The sequence below is a fragment of the Paenibacillus sp. EKM301P genome (genome assembly GCF_011800295.1).
Taxonomy (GTDB): domain Bacteria; phylum Bacillota; class Bacilli; order Paenibacillales; family Paenibacillaceae; genus Paenibacillus; species Paenibacillus polymyxa.
Window position 1 is genome coordinate 86,937 of sequence record NZ_JAALFM010000011.1, and the last position, 24,837, is coordinate 111,773.

A 24,837-nucleotide genomic window follows, 5' to 3' on the forward strand; every position below is an offset into this window, starting at 1 on the left:
ACGGAAGTGGTGATGCCCCATGTCAACGAGCAGCAAACCGAATAGATTAGCCAAAGAAAATTCACCGTACCTATTACAACATGCTTACAATCCGGTAAACTGGTTCCCTTGGTCAGATGAAGCTTTTGAAATTGCTAAGCGTGATAACAAGCCTATTTTCTTGTCGATTGGCTATTCAACTTGTCATTGGTGCCATGTAATGGAGAGAGAATCTTTCGAGGATGAAGAGGTAGCTGAGGTATTAAACCGGGATTACGTATCCATTAAAGTGGATCGAGAGGAACGTCCGGATGTGGATCATATCTATATGTCTATCTGTGAGACGATGACGGGGCATGGGGGCTGGCCGCTGACGATTTTGATGACGCCGGATCAGAAGCCTTTTTTTGCGGGTACGTATTTGCCCAAGGAGCAGAAGTTTGGGCGTGTCGGACTTTTGGAGTTGCTGGGTAAGGTGGGAATCCGCTGGAAAGAACAGCCGGATGAGCTGATGGAGCTGAGTGAGCAGGTACTTACCGAGCATGAACGACAGGACTTGCTTGCAGGTTATCGCGGTGAACTGGATGAGCAGTGCTTGAATAAAGCTTTCCATGAATACAGCCACACCTTCGATCATGAATATGGTGGCTTCGGAGAAGCGCCGAAGTTTCCCTCTCCACATAACTTGTCTTTTCTGCTGCGATATGCACAACATACGGGGAATCAACAGGCATTGGAAATGGTAGAGAAGACGCTGGATGCGATGTCACGGGGCGGAATCTACGACCATGTAGGCATGGGATTCTCAAGGTACTCAGTGGACGAGAAATGGTTGGTGCCGCATTTTGAAAAAATGCTGTATGACAATGCTTTGTTGGCCATCACGTATACAGAGGCTTGGCAGGTGACAGGCAAGAGACTGTATCGACAAATCACTGAACAAATTTTTACATATATCGCAAGAGACATGACGGATGTAGGTGGTGCCTTTTATTCGGCAGAGGACGCGGATTCTGAAGGAGAAGAGGGTAGATTTTACGTCTGGAGCGACTCCGAGATAAAGTCTGTACTGGGCGATGAGGATGCCGCTTTTTTCAACGATTTGTACGGAATCACACCTTACGGTAATTTTGAAGGCCACAATATTCCAAACCTGATTGATATCAATCTGGAAGCCTATGCGAACAAGCATGACTTGACCGAGCCAGAGCTGGAGCAGCGGGTCAGTGAGCTACGGGCCAAGCTGTTTACTGCTAGGGAGCAGCGGGTTCATCCTCAAAAGGATGACAAGATTTTGACCTCGTGGAACGGGTTGATGATTGCTGCTTTGGCCAAGGCGGGGCAAGCTTTTGGAGATACCAGATATACTGAGCAAGCTCGAAAGGCAGAGACGTTCTTGTGGAACCATTTGAGACGGGGGGATGGACGCCTATTGGCACGGTATCGGGACGGTCAGGCAGCTTACCCCGGCTATGTAGATGATTATGCTTTTTATGTGTGGGGCTTGATCGAGTTGTACCAGACGACCTTTGATGTGCAATATCTACGGCGGGCACTGACGCTTAATCAGAATATGATTGATCTGTTTTGGGATGAAGAACGGGACGGATTATTCTTTACCGGATCAGATAGCGAACAATTGATATCCAGACCCAAAGAAATTTATGATGGTGCGATTCCGTCGGGTAACAGCATTGCGGCCCATAATTTTGTGCGGCTTGCGCGGCTAACGGGGGAAACTCGATTGGAAGACTATGCAGCCAAGCAGTTTAAGGCTTTTGGCGGGATGGTTGCTCATTACCCCTCAGGCTACTCAGCGCTGCTCAGCGCGTTGTTGTATGCGACGGGAAAGACGAGAGAGATTGTCATTGTGGGTCAAAGGGATGATCCGCAGACTGCCCAGTTCGTTCAGGTGGTTCAAGCTGGTTTTAGGCCGGATATGGTTGTTATTTTTAAGGATAAAGGACAGCCGGAGATTGCAGAATTAGCTCCTTATATCCATGATTACGATCTTGTGAATGGCAAACCAGCCGTATATGTGTGTGAGCATTTTGCTTGTCAGGCACCGGTCACCCATATCGACGATTTTAAGGCTTTGCTGGATAGAATGGAATAAAGCGTATTTAATCCCCTTGCGGGTGTAGCATATGGTGATTTCGATAAATGACCTTATGTGTGCCACCTTCAAGGGGATTATTTTATGTAAAGAGGTAGGTATAGTGTGGGGAAACTAACATTTTCTTAACATCTACATTGCATTTTTTTTAATAATTTTTAGGTATATTATATCAAAGAACCGGTTCCGTTCAGCCTTGTGGAGCTCAAAAATAAGTACATATACCTATTCAACTAGCGTGTTTATATCTTTTTATATCGAAGCATTTCAGCAAGAGATGTGAAAAAACGTGAAAAAGAATCTGTCAGGTGACCTGTCATCATCAACAAGATTTAAGCAGTTCACCATAGGTTACAAAATTCTGGCGATGAAATGGAGATGCTTAGTAATGAAGAAGTTTTCAGAAAAAAAACGGAAGGTGTCGAGGATGCTCAGTAAAAATTTCAAAACAAAGCTAATGGTGGCCTTTATTGCATTTTTGATCATACCATCCATGATCGTGGGTGCTCTGTCGTTTGTGAGCGCTAGTCAGCAGATTCGAAACCAGATTGAAGAGAGCGCCGAGCAGGCTATAATTCGTACAAATTTTATCATTGATAGTGCCATTGAGCCCAAGATACATGATGCAGAATATTTTGCAGAAAGACTAAAAGGCAATCGGATCGAGACGGAGGAACAAGCAGCTAAACTGGAAGAGTTGTTTAAGCAATATGCTGCACTTCACCCAGAAGCAGAATCTATCTATTATGGTACGAAAGACGCTAAAATTACAACCTATCCACAAAAGCAATTACCCGATAATTATGATCCACGTATCAGACCTTGGTATGATGAAGCGATAAAGGGACCAACAAAGACAGCGATTAGTTCACCTTATCTTTCGGCAGATTCAAAGCAGATGACGGTTACGGTGTCGAGAGCAACGACAGATGGATCGGGTGTTATTGGCATTGATCTGAAAATTAGTGGTATTAAAGATACATTGAACAATATTAAAGTAGGCCATGAGGGTTATGCCATATTGCTGGATAGCAACCATACTTACATTGTTCATCCAACGAAGACAGCAGGCACCAAAATTACAGATATTGAATCACGCATGTTTCAAAGCGATACTGGTGAATACGAATATGAATATGAAGGTCAGCTCAAATATATGAACTATGCGACCAATAAGCTGACAGGCTGGAAGATAGGCGGAACGCTTTATTTATCTGAAGTCGATGAAGCAGCTCAGCCGATTTTGATCAGCACTTTGCTTACCATTGTTGGTTGTCTTGTGATTGGTGCTATCATTGTTTATTTCCTGATCCGTTCCATCATTAAACCGATTTTAAAACTTAAAGAACAGGCGGAAAATGTGAGTGCCGGGGATCTGACACAGGACATTCAAGTCATGAGCAAAGACGAAATTGGACAATTAGGAGTAGCTTTTCAGAATATGCAGAACAACTTGCGATCTGTTATTCAGAATGTAGGAAACAGTGCAGATCACGTCGCTCTTTCCTCGAATGAGCTGACGATAAGCGCGGAACAAACCAGCGCTGCAAGTGAGCAGGTATCCCAAGCCGTGCAAGAAATTGCTAGCGGTGCGGAGAAGCAGACTATGGGGCTGGAAAATAACTCGGTGGCACTGGATGAAATAGCACATGGAATCACTCGAATCGCTGAACGCTCGACTTCAGTAGCGGATCTGGCCAGACAATCTGCCTTGCAAGCTGAGGAAGGACGAAAATCTGTAGAGCAGACAGGCGAGCAGATGAATTCCATTCACGAGTCAGTAGAGCGTTCCAACCGGATGATTCAAACCTTGCAAGCCCGCTCTCATGAAATTGGAGAAATTACGAAGGTCATTGGCGATATCTCCAATCAGACGAACCTGTTGGCGTTGAATGCAGCTATTGAGGCAGCTAGAGCAGGTGATCATGGTAAAGGCTTTGCCATCGTCGCGGATGAGGTGCGTAAGCTGGCAGAACAGTCTCAGAGTTCTGCCACCCAGATTGCCAACTTGATTGGCGAAATTCAACATGAAACCGAAACTACGGTGGAGACGATGGATAGGGTTACGACTGAGGTGAAGGATGGGCTACAGATTTCCAAAGCGACCATTGTGAAGCTGAATCATGCGATGGAAGGCATTCGAGAGACCACGCCTCAGGTAGAGGAGGTTGCTTCGATAGCCCAGCAAATCTCAGCCAGTGTACAAGAGATTGCAGCGACAGCCAATGAGCTGGCGACGATTGCAACCGGTAATGCCGCTACATCTGAAGAAGTGGCCGCCTCCTCAGAAGAGCAATTGGCTTCCATGGAGGAAATTTCAGCCTCTGCTCAATTGCTTTCCAATATGGCTGCTGATTTGAAGGTGATGATCAGTCGTTTCAAATATTAAAACGAGCTTGAACCTTATGGAATCTATAGTACAATGAATGCTCGGGACAGTTCTTTAAGCCTAATGGCATAAGGAATCTGTCCTGAGTTTTTTTATATTTCCGATACAGCTTCTCGCAACGTATGGGAGATTACAAGGAGGACGAACACTTGGTTCGAGATTTGTTGCTATATACGATCGTGATATTATTATTAGTTTTGATTTTTCAGCGTCAGCTCATTCGTCAGGCGTTCACGGGCGTCTTATACGGGCTGGCAGGAGTTCTGTTCTTATATTTTGGCATAAGTGATGGAACACTGCTGACCTGCGGGTTGGAAATAGGGATTGGTCTATTGTTCATAACTCTGTTTGGGCAGGCTCTAATCCCCACCAGGTATACAAATGGACAGCGTTCGATTGACAAAAATCATGATCTGCTAACTTTACTTCGAGTTCAACCTGGCTTTACCTTCAGGCTGGAAAAAAGGGGGGATGAATTTTATTATATGCTGCTTGATGGTGAATTGCTGGAGCGCATGGGTCTGAATCTGCAAGTCAATTTCAATAAATGGGAGCATGTGAAGCGTATCGGGGATATTTTGGAGCTTTCCTTTGAAACACTGGAGCAGCTTACCGAATACTACAAACAGGCTTGGTTCGGTGATCGGACCGTATTTGAATTGGAGTTTTGGGAATATTCAGCTTTAATTACCTTGCATCCTGTCAGGGACGAGGGGCTCACCAGATATGTCATCGGTCATGTATTGGATATTACGGAGTATAAAGCTTCCGAGCAGAAAAGAAAGGAGATGAGTGAATCTAACCATGCGAAAAGTATTTTTCTAGCTCATATGAGCCACGAAATTCGAACGCCGCTGAATGGCATCATTGGCCTCTCAAAGCTGTTGAGTAAGACTCAACTGACTGACGTTCAGAATGATTACCTCCATAAGCTGCTCGCCTCCTCGCGTACTCTTTTGTCCATGCTCAATAATGTCTTGGATTTTTCTAAATTGGAGGCCCGTAGGGTAGAACTGGAAAAGGCGGAATTTGAGCTGGAAAACATGCTTCGGCATCTCGCAGATACCGTTGGGATTTTGCTGGAACATAAAAAAGTAGAGATCGTTTTCATAGTGGACCCGAAATTACCTAAAAGGTTCAAGGGAGATCCGCTTCGAATGGAACAGGTACTTTTAAATCTTCTGACCAACGCCATTAAGTTCACGGACCAGGGACATGTATTGTTACAGGTAAAAATGGTAGGCCAGCAGGACGGACGAGTGAGTGTCTCTTTTATGGTAGAAGATACGGGCATAGGCATTTCTAAGACGGGAATGGACAAGCTATTCGTCCCTTTTATGCAAGTGAGTACATCTACCCACAGATATGGGGGTTCCGGGCTGGGTTTGGCTATTAGCAAGCAATTGGCTGAAGCAATGGGCGGTAGCGTAGAAGTGAAAAGCCGTTTAGGAGAGTATAGTCAATTTTACTTTAATGTGGAGCTTGAAATAGGGGATTTTAATGTGAGAAGCACACAGCTGGAAAAACCAGTCAACGGCAAAGCCTTAATCATTGCACAGCATGAACTGGTGAGCCACAGCCTGAGCGAACTACTGCAAGATTTGGGGCTACAAATACTCACCGTTTCATCCTTACAGGAATATTCAGACGCTTTTCAAAAGGGTGAACATTTTGATTTGGTTATGATTGATATGGGGATGGAAGACTTTAGAGAGCTTGAATCACGCAGGCATTGGCTTCATATACTGGATAAGCAAATGACTCAGGTCATTGGGCTTACAACCGTGTTCCAGTTGGAAGAAGTAGCTGCTAAAGCTACAGAGCAGGGGGTAGATGCCTTTTTGTCTAAGCCAGTAACCCGGAGCGCTCTTCTGGAGGTGCTCCGCTTGAGACCTGAGCAGGAAAAGCCAGTGTCTGTAGATAATCATAGTCTGGAAGCTGTTGCAACAATGGACCTCCAATATGAAGTTGGGGTCTCAACACAAAAATATCAAATCCTCATAGCAGAGGATAACGAGATTAGCCAAGTAGTGATCACTGAGTTTTTGGCAGAGCGTGGTTTTGAGGTAACGATAGTCACAAATGGAAGAGAAGTTATAGAATTACTGGAGCGGTGCCCATGGGATATGGTGCTGCTTGATCTGCATATGCCGGAAATGGATGGTTTTGAGACGGCCAGACATATTCGAAGAAACAGAGCTTTTAACAGACTCCCCATTATCGCTTTTACCGCGGATGCTGTGCAGCCTGAGCAGGAGGTTTGTCTACGTGCAGGCATTAATGATGTGCTGCTCAAGCCTGTACATGAATTAACCGCAACAAGAATGTTAAATAGCTGGATTCATTTAGCTTGGCTGCAAGAATTACATGGTATTCACGCGGAGAAAGCGATAGCCGGTATGGATGGCAAGGTGTATATTTTTCAATTTGCCCTACATAAATGGATACAGGAATACCAGTATCTTGATAGAAGAGTTGTGAGAAAAATGGACAATGGTCAGTTATCTTCTGCTCTTCGATTAATTCACTCGCTGAAGGGAGGAACGGGGAATCTGTGCGCGACTGAGCTGCTGGCAAAGGTGATAAAGCTGGAGAAAGCATTGAAGCGCAGCAATGAAACCTCAGGGGGAGAGCTGTATCCAGACTGGAGAGAGCAACTGAGTAGGGTTCAAAAGGAGATTAATCAAATTAAATCATCCATTCCCTGGATCTAGCTGCGTTATTGCATAAATTTGTAACCGATTCCCCAAATGGTCTTAATCAATTGCGGTTTCTTGGGGTCTTTTTCGATCTTTCTACGTAAATGGTTAATATGTACGTCCACTGCCCTCTCATTAATAAAGGAGTCTGTGCCACGGAGAGCCTGAATCAAGGCATATCTACTAAATACAATTCCTCGGTTCGTATAAAAGAGCTTCATTAGCTCAAATTCCGAATAGGTCATCTCTACCATCTGACCATTAACGGTAACCATTCTTCTCGCCAGATCCAAAGTAATGCCTGTTTCAGGTTCAGCTACAGGTGAAATGCCTCTTCCTTGCAAGCGTGTGATTTTGATCCGACGGAAAAGAGCTTCGATCCGTGCTTTGAGCTCTTGCATACTAAAAGGCTTGCAAATATAATCATCTGCTCCCAACGTAAGTGTACGAATGCGCTCTGAAATGTCGTTTTCTGTAGAAATCACGATGATTGGTACGTCCGTATGCTTGCGTATCAGTGGGCAGGGATTCACGCCATCCAAATCTGGAAGCAACAGATCTAGTAAAATAATATCGGGCTGTACCCTATCGAGTCGGGCAATACCCTCAGTCGCTTGTTCCACTCGTGTAACGTGGTAGCCTTCCCCTGTTAAATATAAGGAGAGAGTGTCACCCAGCATATTATCATCTTCAATAATCAAAACATTAGACATGATGTGTTTCCTTATCTATTTTTAAATTTAGCAAGTTCTTTTGATAGAGTAAACTCCTTTGGTCAGTCTGTCAAAAGCTCAGCTTTATTATGGAAATCCAGTCTCCGGACGATCTAGATATATATCTATTTGATATGAAAATGTACTATTTTTGAGATTTATTACTATATTACGTCATATTTCATATTTATTTAACAATATACTGCAAGGAAATGTCCTAAAATTACAATAAATTAACAAAAGATCTCAGAAACATGCATTGACTTTAATGAAAATTATGGTATTTTATTACATAGGAGTTGACATCCTCTGACAGACCTCTTAGAAAACCCCACTATTTAATCTTCTATTCATCTTACTCTCAATGTGCATCTCTGTTGTATTCTTTTGTACTCTATATGTTCTTGTGATCGTACTCAAGATTTTATGGTGTGGATATCCCATTGTGAATTCAGACTGTCTACTCATTTTAGATTACATATTTACACTTTTTTTGCTTTCCATGCTTGTATTTTTCAAAAATCAGGTCAGCGGGAGGACGAATATTTATGAACACATTCGAAACACTGGAGTCCAATGTAAGGTCTTATTGCAGGAGTTTTCCAGTTGTTTTCAACAAAGCGAAAAACGATGTTTTGTACACGGAGGCAGGAGAGGGATATATTGACTTTTTCGCCGGTGCAGGGGCTCTAAATTATGGGCACAATAATGACTTTATGAAAAACCGGTTACTAGATTATTTAACCTCCGATCGGATCATGCATGGTCTGGATATGTACACCACGGCCAAGCAAGAGTTTATAGAGTCTTTTTCCGAGCGTATTCTCCGGCCTAAGGGCTTGAATTATAAGCTTCAATTTTGCGGACCGACGGGAACCAATGCAGTGGAAGCAGCACTGAAACTTGCGCGTAAGGTAAAAAAAAGAAATGGTGTTTTTGCTTTTATGGGCGCGTTCCACGGTATGTCGCTCGGTAGTTTATCGATTACCAGCAATAACTCCATGCGAGAGAGCGCAGGAGTCCCACTGAATAATGTTACCTTTATACCTTATAACAGCACATTTAACGGAATGGATACCATTTTGTACATGGAACAGCTTTTAACAGACACTCATTCCGGTGTGGAGAAGCCTGCTGCGATTATTTTGGAAACGATACAGGCTGAAGGCGGTATTAATATTGCAGATAACGAATGGCTGCGTGATTTGCGACAGCTTTGCGATGATCATGATATCTTGCTCATTGCTGACGATATTCAGGTCGGTTGCGGCCGAGTTGGTTCGTTCTTCTCGTTTGAGCGAGCAGGCATTGTGCCTGATATGGTTGTCTTGTCCAAGTCGATCAGTGGATACGGTCTGCCAATGTCCTTGTTGCTGCTTAAGCCAGAACTGGATATTTGGAGTCCTGGTGAACATAACGGCACCTTCCGTGGAAATCAGCTAGCGTTTGTCGGAGCAAAGGCGGCGCTGGAGTTCAGAGACACGGTTGGGTTGGAAACCCAAGTGAAGGAAAAAGAAGCTTTTGTTCAGCAGTTCTTGCGTGAACATATCCAAACAATGGATCCACTTATTGAAATCCGCGGCTTGGGACTGATCTGGGGAATTGATGTGACCCATCTGGGAGAAGCTTTCGCCAAGGAGGTTGCAACTCTCTGCTTTAGTAAGGGGCTTATTATTGAGCGAGCTGGGCGTAACGATACGGTACTTAAAATTATGCCAGCGTTAACGATAAGTATGGAGAACTTGAGCAAGGGCTGCAATATTATTAAAGAAAGCATGGCTCAGGTAACCAGCAACTTGGTTACGCTGTAAATGTAATTCTATCAGCAAAGCCCCTTGGTTGGAGCCAACGTCTGCTGTAGGGCAAGCAGGTGTGGGCACCTTCCAAGGGGTATTTTGTGTAAATTAAGAAATAACCGCCTGCACGTATTTTTGTGCAGATTGCTCCAACTGCTCATCTGTCAAAACTCCGGCACCATACTGCACGAAATAAGGGAGCAATTTGACACCAATCAGAAGGCCTGTAGCTTCAAAAGGTCTCAACAGCTCTTCGATCGTATATCTGTTTCGTCCGTCATGTTGATAGTTTTCCTCCACGCTAGCAGCAGACAAGGCGATCAACAACTCTTTGCCCTGTAGCTTGTCACCTTCGCTTCCATAAGCCCAGCCGTAGGTTAAAACCTTATCCAGCCATTTTTTCAGCAGGGGAGGACTGCTATACCAGTAAAAAGGGAATTGCAGAACGATACGATCATGCTGCTCTAGCAGTTTTTGCTCATGGGCAACGTTGATTTGCTCATCCGGATATACTTCATACAGGTTGTGAACGGTCACACTGGATTGCTTCTTGAGTTCTTGCATCCATCTTTTGTTAACGCGAGACTCTGCAAGATCAGGGTGAACAACAATAACGAGTGTTGACATGTAAAACCATCTCCTTAAAGCTTATTTTTCGTAAGTAAATAACCATTCCGCGTGTAACCATTTTAGTTTGCAATCCATAAAATTGTCAACTCTTCTCAATTTTAAGTTTCTACATACAAAAAAACTCCGACAACTATATGCCGGAGTTGCATTAAATGCATTTTTACATTAAGCGATATGGTTAAGAGCAACAATTTTATTTTTACCGGAGCGCTTGGCTTGATACAAATAGTCGTCTGTCTCCTGGAAAAATACATCTTTGTCTTTGTTCATATCCTCGGTATAGCTTTTTAATCCAATGCTTACGGTTACAGAAACGATTTGCATTTTCTCCTGAAAGGTCATTTTCTCCACTTCACGCCGAATGTTCTCTACAATCTGATAAGCTTCCTCAAAAGTATGCTCGAACATCAAAATAGCAAACTCCTCACCGCCATAGCGGGCCGGAATGTCATTTGCTGTAATCTGCTCTGTAATAATTTGCGAGATGCCTTCCAAAATTTTATCTCCAAACTGATGCCCGTAAGTGTCATTGATCTTCTTGAAATTATCAATATCCACTAACGCCAGATGGATGATCGCGCCTTGTTCGGCATATTCCAGTGCTTTTTCATAAAAGTTTTGGAAAGACAAATGATTGTATAGCTTCGTTAAACCATCAGTCATGGACATTTTACTAATAATCGCGTTACTGATCATTAATTCCTGCTGAGCACGCTTTGTTTTGTATAAATCCACTAACAAATCGCGGCCGCTGGCCTGAATAATGAGGGCAATAAAGGTGGACATAATCAAAAATGTCGGAATCGCCACGATATCAAAGTCTGACAAATAGCTGCGGAATGATCCATCTATTGCTAGCAATAGAAAGAAGACGATCACTTGCAATACAAAAGAAAGCCATATTAAGCGACGATTGAAGAACAAGATTGAAGAGAAAATAGGCAACAAGCACAACGCTGGAATAATCCGGATGTCATAGTTAAGGCGAATAATCATCCAACAAATAACGGTGCTTGCCATAAACAGAATTGCAAAAGAATACCTGTTAAATTTAAAATGTGCCAGTTCTGCAAGTAAGTTGGATCCACTCATGATTAGTGTGGGAACAATAAGGACCCCAACGTAAAATTCATAAGGCGAAGCGGAATAATCAAGGAATAAGTAGCTGCCCAACTGGACGATAAAATGTACGGTTATAATCATCCAGTAAAGTAATAACATTTTGCGCACCCAGCGGGCTTGCTTTGTTCTGTAATCCATGGTTTGAGTAAGCCGTTTTGTCTTGTTCATGATGTCACCACACTTAATGTATCTATAGCCATTCTCGTATTATAAGATACTATGTGGTGAAGTTGAAGCTAATTTTTTTGAAGGACATGAACTCGTTAGCCCAGCAACACTTTTACCTGATGAATAGTTCCATCTCCTGCAACTGGCAGAATATTATTCGTTAGAATAGTGCCATCTACGGTAACTGTAGCTACACCTTTGGAGACGTGCTGTGGATTCGTGATATGAATCACATAGGTGTCGCCTCGGAAGACACGGGTGACTGTGAATTCTCCCCAGGATTTGGGGATGCACGGATCAATACGCAGACCGTCCCATTCCGGCTGAATACCGAGGATGGATTGAGTAATAGCTATAAAATTCCAAGCCGCAGTACCTGTTAGCCAGGAATTTTTGGCTTCACCTTCACGAACCGCATCCTTGCCCGCAATCATTTGAGCATACACATACGGCTCGGTACGATGAATGTCGCTGATGTCCTCTAGAAAAGCGGGAGCAATTTTGCTATACAGCTCAAAAGCGCGATCACCGCGTCCTATGACAGCTTCTGCCATCATAATCCAGGGGTTATTGTGACAGAAAATACCTGCATTTTCCTTATACCCAGGAGGGTAGGAAGAGATTTCACCCAGATTAATATAGTAGCGGGAATAAGGCGGATGTTGTAGTACAATGCCGTAGGGAGTTTCCAGCCGATCACGTGTAGAGTCGAGAGCTTTATGAGCCAAGCCTTCTTCAACGCCAATTCCTGCCATTACACAGAAGCCTTGAGGCTCTATGAAAATTTGCCCTTCCTCACAATCCTTGCTCCCTATTTTGTTACCATAATGGTCGTACGCCCGCAAGAACCATTCCCCGTCAAACCCATGCTCCAATGTGGCTGTTCGCATACAATCCACATGTGCTTGAGCGGTGACTGCTTCTTCATTCAAACCTCTGCGCTTGCAAAGCTCAATAAAATCCGGTCCAGTATACACGAATAGTCCGGCGATAAACACAGATTCGGCTATGCGGCCCTCCAAATTCTGTGTCGTCTGATAGGACTCATCTGGTGTAGCAGAAAAACAGTTGAGATTCAGACAGTCGTTCCAGTCAGCCCGACCAATGAGCGGAAGACCATGCGGACCGAGATTGTCTACAACATGATAAAAAGAACGCTTCAAATGTTCAAACAGCGAAGCGGCACGATCTATATTCCCGTCAAAGGGAACTTGTTCATCCAGTATGCCAAAGTCTCCGGTTTCTTTGATATATGCTGAGGTACCGACAATAAGCCACAGCGGATCGTCGTTAAAGCCACCGCCAAGCTCGTGATTTCCTTTTTTGGTTAACGGTTGGTACTGATGATATGCCCCGCCATTTTCAAATTGAGTAGAAGCGATGTCGATAATCCGTTCCCTTGCCCGCTCCGGTATTTGGTGGACGAAGCCGAGCAAGTCTTGATTTGAATCCCGAAAACCCATACCACGTCCAATACCGGATTCAAAATACGAAGCCGAACGTGACATATTGAATGTAACCATACATTGATACGGGTTCCATATGTTCACCATTCGGTTCAGCTTGTCATCGTGACTTTGAAGGGTGTACTTAGACAGCAGATTGTTCCAATAACTTCGCAGCTCACTTAACGCACGGTCCACATCGGTTTCATCCGCAAATTGCGCGATCATAGCATGAGCCTGTTTTTTGTTAATAATACCGGGGGACTCCCATTTTTCTTCCTCTGGGTTTTCCACATATCCGAGTACAAAGTTACAGCTTGTTTCTTCGCCCGGCTCCAGTGTAATCTCAATGCAATGCGATCCAATAGGGGACCAGCCGCTGGCTATCGAGTTAGACGCTTGCCCTGCGGTGATGGTGTGGGGCTGATCCAGTCCGTTGTAGAGACCCAAAAAAGCTTCACGGTCTGTGTCATAGCCCGCCAGCGGACGATTCGCAGAGAAAAAAGCATAATGATTGCGGCGCTCACGGTATTCTGTCTTGTGATAAATGACAGAGTCCTGTATTTCAACTTCGCCTGTGTTCAAGTTACGCTGAAAATTGGTCATATCGTCATAGGCGTTCCACAGGCAGAATTCGACGAATGAAAAGAGTTTGATCTTTTTAGTTTGTAACGATGTGTTCTGAAGCTTGACCTGGTGGACCTCGCCGTCAAAAGATAGGGGCACAAAAGCTAGTTGCGTAGCCCGAATCCCTCTGCGTTCCCCCATAATTGAGGTATATCCAAGTCCATGACGGCATTCATACTGCTCCAGGTCCCTTTTAACCGGCATCCAGCCCGGAGTCCAATAATCTCCATCAGCATAAATATAAAAATAGCGACCACCGTTATCGACAGGAATATTGTTGTACCGGTAACGTGTTAAGCGACGTAAGCGAGCATCTCGATAAAATGCATAGCCGCCGCCTGTATTGGAGATGAGTCCAAAAAATCGTTCATTACCTAAATAATTAATCCAGGGATACGGAGTTTGAGGGGTGGTGATGACATATTCTTGGTTGGCATCATCAAAGAAACCATACTTCATGGCGCAGGACTCCTCTCAAATTGGAAAAATAAAAGACCCAACACATGATTATATTCAAACATACAGCAGTTCTTCCTTAAGAAATACATTTCCTGCTTTATGCAAAATGTGCTTGAATTCGTCAACCCTCTTTTTCGAATTTGCAAAATATTTGAAATGGGTAAATATACCTTTTTGTGCTAAAATAAAAAAGTTAGAATTCCGCAACACAGGAGGTTGCAAGAATGGCACCTATCACATTATTTTTCATCCCATATGCAGGCGGATCGGCATCAGTCAGCTTCAAATGGAAAAAGCTGCTGCTTCCACAGATTAAACTTGTCCCTTTGGAATTGGCGGGCAGAGGTATTCGTTCGGGGGAACCGCTTAAGGATAGTATTGAGGAGATGAGCGAGGATCTGCTGCATCAAATCAGCCATGAGTTAGCCCCTGGTGATCCTTATGCCATATACGGTCACAGCATGGGTACGATGATTGCATTCGAGCTGTATTATAAGCTGGTGGCTGGAGGATATGGCCAGCCGGCTCATCTATTTGTTTCGGGTGGACGGGCGCCGCATATCCCAAGAAATCTCCCGTGGTTACATGATCTGCCTGCAGATCAATTCAGAACGCATTTGCAGAGGTATGGTCAACTTTCGGAAGCCATTTTTGACAATCAGGAATTGTATGACTATTTTATGCCAGTATTAAGAGCAGATTTCAAAGCAGTCGAGATGTATAAGTATATGAGCAAAGCCACGCCTTTACATTGCCCTATCACCGCCTTGACAGGACTGACTGATAACACGGTGGCCCTACAAGATGCAGAGGCGTGGGCACAGCATACGGATCAGCAATTTCGTGTGTTTACCTTTGAGGGAGGACACTTCTTTATTCATGATGAAGTAGAACGAATTACAGAAATCATCAATGAGTCCTTGGAGCTGAGTACGGCGATTAGTAGAATACAAAAATAAAAAGAGGTGATTTTTAGTGACAGTAGGTGTATTGGCACATTTGTTTGGCAAGTTGCCTTATCGCGAGTTGGCTGCAAAGGTAGGTGAAGCGGGCTTTACTCATGTTCAGCTCGCTCCGTGGAGAGCGATCAGTGATGTCGATTTTAATAAACCTGGCAAGTTCAATCCGGGATTAGCATTGTCTATCGCTGAGGAATTTCGTAAGTACGGAGTATCCATATCAGTGCTCGGGTGCTATTTGCATTTTTTTGTACAGGATGAGGAATTGTTACGTGAAAATGTAGAGCGTTTCAAAGAGCTGATCCGATACGCAAGTCTGTTAGGAGCACCAATGGTTGCAGCTGAAGTCGGACGCAATGAGGATGGGACCCCTTATTCGGAGCGAGATTGGAGAGTTGTAAAAGAAGTTGTGCGAGAATTAGCAGATGAGGCGGAGAAATGGGGGGTATTCGTAGGATTGGAGGCTGCTAACGATCATTTGGTCGGAACAGCAGCAGAACTGGCTACCTTTCTGGAGGAAGTACCGTCTTCACACATAGGCGTTGTGATTGATCCAGGTAATTTGCTAAAAACGGAAAACCTAGAGCGACAGGATGAGATCATCCGCGAAGCTTTTCAGCTGCTGGGACCTCGGATTATCGCAGCGCATGCCAAAGACCGACGTTTGTCATCATCAGGTGAGATCGAGACCGTACCGCCGGGTTTTGGTGACATGAACTATGGTCTATATATGGAACTGCTGGAGCAGTACAAGCCAGGGGTCCATATTATTATGGAAGCTGCTCAGGAGCATGAAATGGCTCAATCCAAACGCTATATCGAAGGTCATCGGATCGCGGCTCAGAAAGCACAGCAAGTGCAAATGAAATCATAGACGCGTTCATATTCATCAATAATTCGACCATGATTCAGGAGACTTGGAAGCGCCTACTTTTCCAAGTCTCTGTTTATTTGTTTAGCCTTGTATTACCGCCACAATCACAATGACCCAGCTTGCCAAAAAAGCCAGCCCGCCAATCGGGGTGACGGCTCCAAGCTTTTTCACACCAGACACACTAAGAACATACAGACTGCCGGAAAACAGAAGAATGCCCACCAGCATAACCCAACCTGCGGTTACAATAAGAGAAGAATGGGCAATGTTGCCTGCAAGAACTCCCAGCAGCAACAAACCCAAACCGTGAGCAATTTGATATTGAATTCCTGTCTGGAATATGCTCATCATGTCTGCGGAAAGTCTTTTTTTCAACGCATGCGCCCCGAATGCTCCCAGAGCTACAGCTAAAAACATCACAATACAGCCAAGCAACAGCAACACTTTCATGTTTTAACGCCTCCTTGTGAAATAGTACCGATTCCTATCGATTTCGTCAATTTTCCTTGTGCAACTCTAAACATATAGAATTTTTCGACTCTCATTTGGCGACTAGTGTGGTATATTCTTGCCAGGGCCAATGTGAAGCATTTGGAGCTATGGACAGCGTGTCCTCCACCTTTATAACGGGAAAGTGAGGTGATGGCGCTGTCTTTTTGTGCTGTCGTTTTTTGGAACCAAATTTTGAGTAAAGCCAATATTGATAATGGAGAGGATGAATGCAAAAGTGATCAGTAGAAAATCTGTGTTCAGAAAATCTGTCTCTATGGTCATGTCAGCCATTTTGGTACTTCCGTTAAGCTTGGGTTTATTTCAGGCCGAACCCGACCGTGCATCAGCCGCAACCCCTGAATCAACACGCTTTTTGCAAATGTATAAACAACTGAAGGACCCAGCTAGCGGTTACTTTTCTAAAGAAGGTATCCCTTATCATTCCGTTGAAACACTTATGAGTGAGGCGCCTGACTATGGACACTTAACGACCTCGGAAGCATACAGCTATTGGATGTGGCTAGAAGTTCTCTATGGTCATTATACCGGGGATTGGGGTCATTTGGAATCGGCATGGGACAACATGGAGAAATATATCATTCCTGTTAATGAGGGTGACGGTAAGGAAGAGCAGCCTACAATGAGTAACTATAATCCGAACAGCCCTGCCACTTATGCTGCAGAATATCCACAGCCGGATCAGTACCCAAGCCGTCTGAGTGGTCAGTATGGTGCTGGCAAGGACCCGCTGAACTCTGAGCTGAAGGCAACCTATGGCAACAATCAGACCTACCTGATGCATTGGCTGCTGGATGTAGACAATTGGTACGGTTTTGGCAATCTGCTGAATCCGTCACATACGGCGACCTATGTGAACACCTTCCAGCGCGGGGAACAGGAATCGGTCTGGGAGGCTGTACCGCATCCATCGCAGGATAATCACAAGTTTGGCAAGCCTAATGAAGGCTTCATGAGCCTGTTCACCAAGGAAAATAATGCTCCTGCACAGCAATGGCGCTACACGAATGCCACGGATGCGGACGCACGGGCGGTTCAAGCCATGTACTGGGCAAAAGAACTCGGTTATGACAACCAGGTATATTTGGACAAAGCGAAAAAGATGGGAGACTTCTTGCGTTACGGCATGTACGATAAATACTTCCAGAAAGTAGGGAGCGCTTCCAATGGAAGTCCGATTGCTGGCACGGGCAAGGATGCCAGTCTTTATCTAATGGCATGGTATACGGCTTGGGGCGGCGGACTGGGCCAAAGCGGCAACTGGGCTTGGCGGATTGGTGCCAGCCATGCGCATCAGGGCTACCAGAATGTCGTTGCTGCATATGCATTATCGGATAAGGATAGCGGATTGATCCCAAATTCACCTACGGCAGGACAGGATTGGGCGACCTCGCTCAAGCGCCAATTGGAATTTTACACTTGGCTGCAATCTGATGAGGGGGCCATTGCAGGTGGAGCAACGAATAGCTGGGATGGTGCCTACAAGGCGTATCCATCTGGTACGAGCACTTTTTATGGCATGGCTTATACAGGGGCTCCTGTATATCAAGATCCACCGTCCAACAACTGGTTTGGCATGCAGGCTTGGCCTGTCGAGCGGATAGCGGAGCTGTACTATATTTTGGCCAAGAAAGGTGACACTTCGTCGGAGCAGTTTAAAATGGCTAAACAAGTGACGGAAAACTGGATCGCTTGGTCCAAGAGTTATGTATTTGCCAACGAACGGCCTGTAACTGATGCGCAGGGTTACTATTTGGATGCACAAGGCAAGCGTATTCTGGGTGGCAAAAATCCGAAGGTAGCCACTACAGCGGCTAAAGGTGAGTTCTGGCTGCCGAGCAATCTGGAATGGAGTGGAAAGCCTGAAACCTGGAGCGGATTTGCCAATCATAAAGGAAATGCCAATCTTCATGTCGTAACCAAAAGTCCAGGACAGGATGCAGGAGTGCTGGGCAGTTATGTGAAAGCGCTAACCTTCTTCGCTGCCGGAACAAAAGCTGAAAAAGGAGACTACACCGAGTTAGGCAAGGAAGCCAAAGATCTGTCCAAAGCCTTGCTTGATGCAGCATGGGGCTATAACGACGGCATAGGAATTACAACGAAGGAAGCGCGTGAGGATTATTATCGTTATTTTACTAAAGAAGTATATATCCCGAGCGGATGGAGTGGTAAGACTGGGCAAGGCAACACGATCCCAGGCACAGACGCTACACCGTCTGATCCGTCCAAGGGCGGGAATGGTACGTATTCCAGCTATAGCGACATCCGCCCTAATATCACTAAAGATCCGCAATGGTCCTATCTTAAAGACAAATACACGACTTCATGGAACAAACAGACCAAAAAATGGGATAAAGGTGCGCCAGAATTTACGTATCACCGTTTCTGGTCCCAAGTAGATATGGCAACTGCTTATGCAGAGTATGACCGTCTGATTAATGGTAGTGGACCAGCCGAACCTACAGCTCCCAAAGCTCCGGCAAATGTAAAGGCGAGTGCAGGAGATGCACAAGTTACACTAACCTGGAGCAAAGCGACAGGTGCTGATAGCTACACGGTTAAGCGCTCCACAACCAGTGGTGGCCCGTATACCACGGTAGCAACGGTAACTGACGCCACTTACAAGGATACAGGGGTGGTGAATGAAACCACTTATTATTATGTAACAAGTGCAACAAATTCCTTAGGAACCAGCCCGGATTCTGCTGAGGTCAGCGCCAAGCCAACAGCAGCCCCGATTCCGGCGAAGGGAGATGTAATTGCCCAATACCGTGTGGGCGACACCAACCCGGGAGATAACCAGATTCGACCACTCTTCCGTGTCGTAAACAAGGGTAAAGAGGCTCTTGATCTGAAAAACGTCAAGCTGAGATACTACTATACTGTAGATGGCGATAAGGGGCAGGAGTTTCACTGTGATTATGCACAATTGGGCAGCGGCAATGTTCAGGGACGGTTTGTGAAACTGGATAAGGCCGTAACTGGGGCAGATTATTATTTGGAGATCTCCTTTGGAGCCGGTGCGGGAAGTCTGGCAGCAGGGGAAAACACGGGGGATATTCAGATTCGCATGAACAAGACGGATTGGAGCAACTATAACGAAAGTGACGATTTTTCCTATGATGCAACCAAGACCTCTTATACAGATTGGGACAAAACACCTTTGTATATAAACGACAAACGTGTCTGGGGTCTGGAGCCTTGATTGTGAACTAAATGTTGAGCAAGGCGGGCGGAACGTGAGTGTGTCTGAATTCACTTCCGTCCGTTTTTTTGTGATCAAATTCATGGTACACTAAGAACGTTACATCATTACATATCTGACCGAGGTGACCTAAGACATGAATGACAATTTGGCACAGGCTCTGAATGAGCAAATGAACTTTGAATTTTACTCCGCTCACGTATATCTCGCGATGGCTGCATATTGCTCTAGTGAAAGTCTGGATGGGTTTGCAAACTTCTTCCTGGTACAAGCAGAGGAGGAACGGTTTCATGCCATGAAACTGTATAGATACATTAACGACCGTCGAGGACGCGCTACATTGGCAGCATTACCGGAGCCCAAAAATAGCTACGATTCCATGCTGGACGTATTTGAGCATGGCTACAAGCATGAGCAGCAAAACACACAAAAATTTTATCATTTGGCTGACTTGGCCCTCGATGCACGAGAGCATGCAACGATCCATTTCTTGAAATGGTTTATTGATGAGCAAGTCGAAGAGGAAGCTCTGTTCGATAGTGTTATCCAGAAGCTTAAGCGCATTGAAAGAGACAGCAATGCCTTTTATATGCTGGACAGCGAGTTTGCCAAACGCAGCTTTGTTGCCCCTGCGGAATAACACAGCGTACAGGTTGGTTTGAATGCCCCAGAGTCAGGGACAGCATTCTATTGGTCTAGAAAGTAAAGGAGCCCGGCTTTCGGGCTTTTTTGCTTTTATTTGAATTGCGGACTTTCCAACCCTCAAGGGATATTGTTATTTTAAATGAAGGTATAGAAAAAATTAATTTGTCGCTGAATGGTGAGCATGCTACAGTTATGTTAACTTTCATTTCTGATTAAAAATATAGGATTAGTTGAAAAAAATTATGCACATTATTACAATACTATAGGGAGGCGGGGAACTATGAGCGAGATCTATCGTCTGGCACGTCAAGAGGATGCAGAAAGATTGCAGTATATAACGTATGAGGCGTATGAAACAATTCGGCAGTTGGAGCTTAAATGGCCTGCCGCTCAGGCAGACGTCGCTCTCATTCAAGAAAACATTAAAAATAATGATTGCTATGTGCTGGAAGTCGATGGTGTCATCCAGGCTACCGTTAGTCATTTAAAAAATAGAGCCCTTAATTTTATAACCGATCTTCCGTTTGTGATGTGGTTTGCCGTAGATCCGGCTGCTCAGGGCAAAGGATATGGAAAAAAACTGCTGAACTGGGTAGAACAAACGATTATTCGTGATCAGGTTGGAGCTCCTGCAGTGACATTAGCCACTGCGGAAAAACATCCCTATTTATTATCCATGTACGAGCGTTGGGGATATGAACGTATCCATGCTTTTGACCATGGAACAGGGGACGGGACGATGCATTTACTGCGTAAAGTAGTGAATCCTGAATTATTCTCCACCTACATCCATGAAAAGAATGAAGCCGAGACTGCTAACCGAAATTAGACACGATCACTGGAGAAGCCTGAGTTCACAGTAGAAATTCCAAAATATCGTCAGGCAGGCTGTGCTTGCAGAGGAACTTGGCTTTAATGCCTACGGTACAGAAGAACGATAACAGATATGACCTTCTCTCAAGAAAGCAACCGAAGCGCGGTGTTTTCGAGTCATTATGACTGAGAGAGGGTTCTTTGAGTTTTGGACAAATTGACAGAGATACATAAAAAGGAGTAACGTAATTGTATATTTAAATTCATATAAAATTAATCGGATTAATTGAATGTGAAGTTGTACAAATCTGACAATATTAAGGAGGGATTTATTTGAGCAACTCGCAATCTGGCACAACCAAACGCCGTATAACAGCTGACGATTTATATCGATTTCACTGGGTTAGCGATCCAGCTGTTCATCCCACGAGTGGCGAAATTGCTTACGTAGAGCAGTATATTAATAAAGAACGGACAGACTACAACTCGGCTATTTGGCTGTTGCCGTTCGAAGGTAAAGCTCCAATACCCTTTACATATGGACCGAAAGATGAAACACCTGTCTGGTCACCGGACGGATCACAACTTGCTTTTCTCCGTTCGGCAGACGGCAAGCGCCAGGTATGGATTATTCCAGCACGCGGGGGAGAAGCCCGACAACTTACGCACGTAGGGAACAATGTTCGTTCATTAGCCTGGTCGCCGGATGGAGCCTACATATCGTTTGTAGCTAAAACTGCTGAGAACCAGTCAAGTCCTACATGCGACGCAGGAAAGCAGGAGACACAGCTTGAGGGACGAGTGGTTAATCGAACAAAAGCTAAATTCGACGGCTATGGGCTGTGGGATGATACTCGTGATCACTTGTATGTAACTGATGTGACTTCAGGGCACACGGTTCAACTGACATCCGGCGCTTATGATGTGGCGGAGCCTGTCTGGTCACCGAATGGCCAACAGATTTTATTTGTGGCTAGAATAGCGGAGCATTCCAAAGAGGATACGGATTTACGCAAGCAAAATGATTTGTTTACGGTAGCTCCTGCGACTTCTAATAGCAATGCGGCAGTACCGTTTAAGCTGACTCATTCCGAGCTTCAAATCGAGAGCGCTGCATTCTCTCCCGATGGTACATTGATTGCCTTTTACGGTCATGATCGTCATGCCAAAGGCGCTACTCAGACTCGACTGTATACGGTTCCCTCCAGTGGCGGGACGGCAGTATGCGTTAGTGAGACACTTGATGCTCACCTCGGTAATGCGGGTATGAGCGACATGCGTTCACATCTTCATGTAGGACCACCACGCTTCAGTGCGGACAGTCAATCCCTGTATACGCTGGTAACCATTGAAGGAAATGTGCACGTATATCAGTTTGCGCTTGATGGAACTTTTAAAATTTTAACCCAAGGAGAACAGGAAATTTACCAATTCGAGCTTACTTCGGATGAGCAGCATATCATTGCTGCTTCCACCAATGTCGCTTTACCAGGCGATTTGTTTCGGATTGCGATCCATTCAGGGACCGAGGAACGGCTAACACGAGTGAATGATGCTCTGCTTGATGAGATTGAGATCAGTGCGCCTGAGAGCTTCTGGACGGAGGTCGAGGATGGTCGACGCGTGCAGGGATGGGTGATGAAGCCTGCTGGTTTTAAGGAGGGGGAGGCTTATCCTGCCATTTTGGAAATTCACGGAGGTCCCCATGCCATGTATTCCAATTCCTTTTTTCATGAGTTTCAGTTGCTGGCGGCTCAGGGGTATGCAGTCATCTATACGAACCCGGGAGGAAGTAGAGGGTATGGACAGTCTTTTACCAATGTTGTCCTTGGAGATTACGGCGGACGTGATTACACCGATCTACTGAGCGCCGTGGACGAGGCTATACGCCAATTCCCATTCATCGATCCAGAAAGACTGGGTGTCACGGGAGGCAGCTATGGTGGCTTTATGACAAACTGGATTGTCGGGCATACGGATCGTTTCCGCGCAGCTGTGACCCAGCGTTCCATATCTAACTGGCTGTCAATGTATGGGGTGAGTGACATAGGGTACTCGTTTACGGAAGATGAAGTTGGCGGGAATCCATGGGATGATTTCGAGCTTTTGTGGAGGCAGTCCCCGTTGGCTTATGTACAGCAAATCAATACACCGCTGCTCATATTACATGGAGAGCAGGATCTACGTTGCCCTATTGAGCAGGGAGAGCAGCTGTTTACAGCATTGCGTCGTTTGGGAAAGCCCACCCAATTTGTCCGTTTCCCAGCTTCGAGTCACGAGCTTTCACGTAAAGGGCACCCACAGCTTCGCGTGGAACGACTGCAACGTATTACCGACTGGTTTGTCCAACACAAAATATAAGTCTCATTCGATTTGTAGTGATTATGGAAAAATGTCAGGTCCTAATCTTAGGACTTGGCATTTTTTAATGTGTCTTATATCCATTCTCTTAACCCCATTTAGTGCTGGTGCTGGGTCACGATTTATGGTTATCATATACGAAGATATTGTTCGTTCATCGCTTCTTGCTTACATTCATATTTAAAAGGAGATATACAATGGCTGAACCCTTAAAAAATATGTACACGGAGGAATTCCTTCGTCTATTCGGTGAAAGAGTACAGGCTGCATACAGTCCGTTCGACATTGACGGATTTATCCATCAAGTTATGGATAAAAAATGGGGAGAACTGGAGCTAAAAGAACGAATACGGCGTATTTCGTTAACATTAGGGGCGTTTTTGCCCAGTAGTTATGAAGAAGCTCTTTCTATATTATTTGCCATTGATGAGTACTGTAGCGGATTTCCGTACTTGTTTTTCCCTGATTTCGTAGAGGTATATGGGCAGGGAGAAGAGCATTGGGACCTGTCCATGAATGCACTGGAGCGATTTACATCAAAATCCTCTGCGGAGTTCGCTGTGAGACCCTTCCTCCTGCGTGAACCAGAACGGATGATGCGGCAGATGATGACCTGGGCGGGACACCCCAGTGAACACGTCCGCCGTCTTGCCAGCGAAGGTTGTCGTCCACGGCTGCCTTGGGGACAGGCGCTGCCTGTCTTCAAACGTGATCCTGCTCCGGTATTGGCTGTATTAGAACTGCTGAAGGCCGATCCATCATTGTATGTACGTAAAAGTGTAGCCAACAACCTGAACGATATTGCCAAGGATCATCCCGATATTGTCATCGCAACGGCTCAACGGTGGAAGGGCGCACATCCTGATACCGACTGGATTGTGCGTCATGGCTGTCGATCCCTGATTCGCAAATCCATCCCTGAAGTGATGGCCATGTTCGGCTATGCGGATGATACGGATGGGGTGCCGCTGGTCACAGCAGCCTCTTTCACCACAGACCCTGCCGTATTAAAGATCGGGGATCACAGTGAACTGAGCTATGTGCTTCAGCTTCGAGAAGGTGAACCTGTACGAGTTCGCATCGAATATGGCATCGACTTTGTAAAGGCGAGAGGACAAGTTTCACGCAAACTGTTTTTGCTTTCTGACAAAACGGTTCCTGGAGGAACCCGTCTAACGGGTACACGAACACACCGGTTCGCAGACCTGACAACTCGTCGTCATTATGCGGGAGCGCACCGAATTGTGCTGCTCGTAAACGGGCAGGAAGCGGCTTCTACAGTGGTAGACATTGAGTTGTAGATTACAATAATAGTAAAGAAAAGAGT

At 45.1% G+C, this 24,837-nt stretch carries 16 protein-coding genes; 11 read left to right on the forward strand and 5 right to left on the reverse strand.

The genetic code is table 11. From position 1 onward, the window contains the following. The first annotated feature begins 19 nt into the window (after positions 1–19). From HFD99_RS20795 to HFD99_RS20805, 3 genes are all read left to right on the forward strand, one after another. Positions 20–2,095: a thioredoxin domain-containing protein gene (locus HFD99_RS20795; protein WP_045245182.1), complete on the forward strand. Its 2,076-nt coding sequence runs from the start codon at positions 20–22 to the stop codon at positions 2,093–2,095. Between the two features lie 388 nt (positions 2,096–2,483). Then, positions 2,484–4,484 (forward strand): methyl-accepting chemotaxis protein, encoded by a 2,001-nt coding sequence (locus HFD99_RS20800; protein ID WP_123797181.1) that lies wholly within the window; start codon positions 2,484–2,486, stop codon positions 4,482–4,484. Positions 4,485–4,633: 149 nt separating this feature from the next. Next, positions 4,634–7,198, forward strand: coding sequence for a hybrid sensor histidine kinase/response regulator (locus tag HFD99_RS20805; protein WP_123797182.1), 2,565 nt, complete (start codon positions 4,634–4,636; stop codon positions 7,196–7,198). Positions 7,199–7,203: 5 nt separating this feature from the next. Here HFD99_RS20805 and HFD99_RS20810 read toward each other — a convergent pair whose 3' ends face one another. After that, on the reverse strand, positions 7,204–7,896 hold the full coding sequence (locus HFD99_RS20810; protein ID WP_016819022.1) for a response regulator transcription factor: 693 nt from the start codon (positions 7,894–7,896) through the stop codon (positions 7,204–7,206). A gap of 548 nt (positions 7,897–8,444) precedes the next feature. Between HFD99_RS20810 and ectB the strand changes: the two genes are divergently transcribed. After that, on the forward strand, positions 8,445–9,707 hold the full coding sequence (gene ectB, locus HFD99_RS20815) for a diaminobutyrate--2-oxoglutarate transaminase (protein WP_016819023.1): 1,263 nt from the start codon (positions 8,445–8,447) through the stop codon (positions 9,705–9,707). A gap of 93 nt (positions 9,708–9,800) precedes the next feature. Here the strand turns inward: ectB and HFD99_RS20820 are convergent, their stop codons facing one another. From HFD99_RS20820 to HFD99_RS20830, 3 genes are all read right to left on the reverse strand, one after another. Further along, the gene (locus tag HFD99_RS20820) at positions 9,801–10,319 is read right to left on the reverse strand and encodes an NAD(P)H-dependent oxidoreductase (protein ID WP_017428554.1); all 519 of its coding nucleotides are present in this window, start codon (positions 10,317–10,319) and stop codon (positions 9,801–9,803) included. 168 nt (positions 10,320–10,487) lie between these two features. Then, positions 10,488–11,612, reverse strand: coding sequence for a GGDEF domain-containing protein (locus HFD99_RS20825; RefSeq protein ID WP_090891154.1), 1,125 nt, complete (start codon positions 11,610–11,612; stop codon positions 10,488–10,490). A gap of 95 nt (positions 11,613–11,707) precedes the next feature. Then, positions 11,708–14,143 carry a GH36-type glycosyl hydrolase domain-containing protein gene (locus HFD99_RS20830; protein WP_123797183.1) on the reverse strand — a complete coding sequence of 812 codons (2,436 nt, stop codon included), beginning with the start codon at positions 14,141–14,143 and terminating at the stop codon, positions 11,708–11,710. Positions 14,144–14,367: 224 nt separating this feature from the next. On the opposite strand from HFD99_RS20830, the gene HFD99_RS20835 reads away from it, so the two are divergent. Beyond that, complete coding sequence (locus HFD99_RS20835; RefSeq protein ID WP_123797184.1) at positions 14,368–15,102, forward strand: thioesterase II family protein; 735 nt, start codon at positions 14,368–14,370, stop codon at positions 15,100–15,102. 16 nt (positions 15,103–15,118) lie between these two features. Continuing rightward, positions 15,119–15,976 carry a sugar phosphate isomerase/epimerase family protein gene (locus HFD99_RS20840; RefSeq protein WP_123797185.1) on the forward strand — a complete coding sequence of 286 codons (858 nt, stop codon included), beginning with the start codon at positions 15,119–15,121 and terminating at the stop codon, positions 15,974–15,976. An 81-nt stretch (positions 15,977–16,057) separates the two neighbouring features. Here HFD99_RS20840 and HFD99_RS20845 read toward each other — a convergent pair whose 3' ends face one another. Beyond that, positions 16,058–16,426, reverse strand: a complete 369-nt coding sequence (locus HFD99_RS20845; RefSeq protein WP_045245174.1) for a DUF423 domain-containing protein — start codon at positions 16,424–16,426, stop codon at positions 16,058–16,060. A gap of 277 nt (positions 16,427–16,703) precedes the next feature. Between HFD99_RS20845 and HFD99_RS20850 the strand changes: the two genes are divergently transcribed. The 5 genes from HFD99_RS20850 to HFD99_RS20870 all read left to right on the forward strand — a co-directional run bounded on the left by HFD99_RS20850 (position 16,704) and on the right by HFD99_RS20870 (position 24,811). Beyond that, positions 16,704–19,691: a glycoside hydrolase family 48 protein gene (locus HFD99_RS20850; protein WP_123797186.1), complete on the forward strand. Its 2,988-nt coding sequence runs from the start codon at positions 16,704–16,706 to the stop codon at positions 19,689–19,691. Positions 19,692–19,827: 136 nt separating this feature from the next. After that, the gene (locus HFD99_RS20855) at positions 19,828–20,331 is read left to right on the forward strand and encodes a ferritin (protein ID WP_013371107.1); all 504 of its coding nucleotides are present in this window, start codon (positions 19,828–19,830) and stop codon (positions 20,329–20,331) included. A 285-nt stretch (positions 20,332–20,616) separates the two neighbouring features. Continuing rightward, on the forward strand, positions 20,617–21,165 hold the full coding sequence (locus tag HFD99_RS20860) for a GNAT family N-acetyltransferase (RefSeq protein WP_031463500.1): 549 nt from the start codon (positions 20,617–20,619) through the stop codon (positions 21,163–21,165). 317 nt (positions 21,166–21,482) lie between these two features. After that, entirely contained in the window at positions 21,483–23,510 is a 2,028-nt protein-coding gene (locus HFD99_RS20865; RefSeq protein WP_123797187.1) for a S9 family peptidase, read from the forward strand. Positions 23,511–23,707: 197 nt separating this feature from the next. After that, complete coding sequence (locus tag HFD99_RS20870) at positions 23,708–24,811, forward strand: hypothetical protein (RefSeq protein ID WP_019687211.1); 1,104 nt, start codon at positions 23,708–23,710, stop codon at positions 24,809–24,811. Positions 24,812–24,837: the final 26 nt, after the last annotated feature.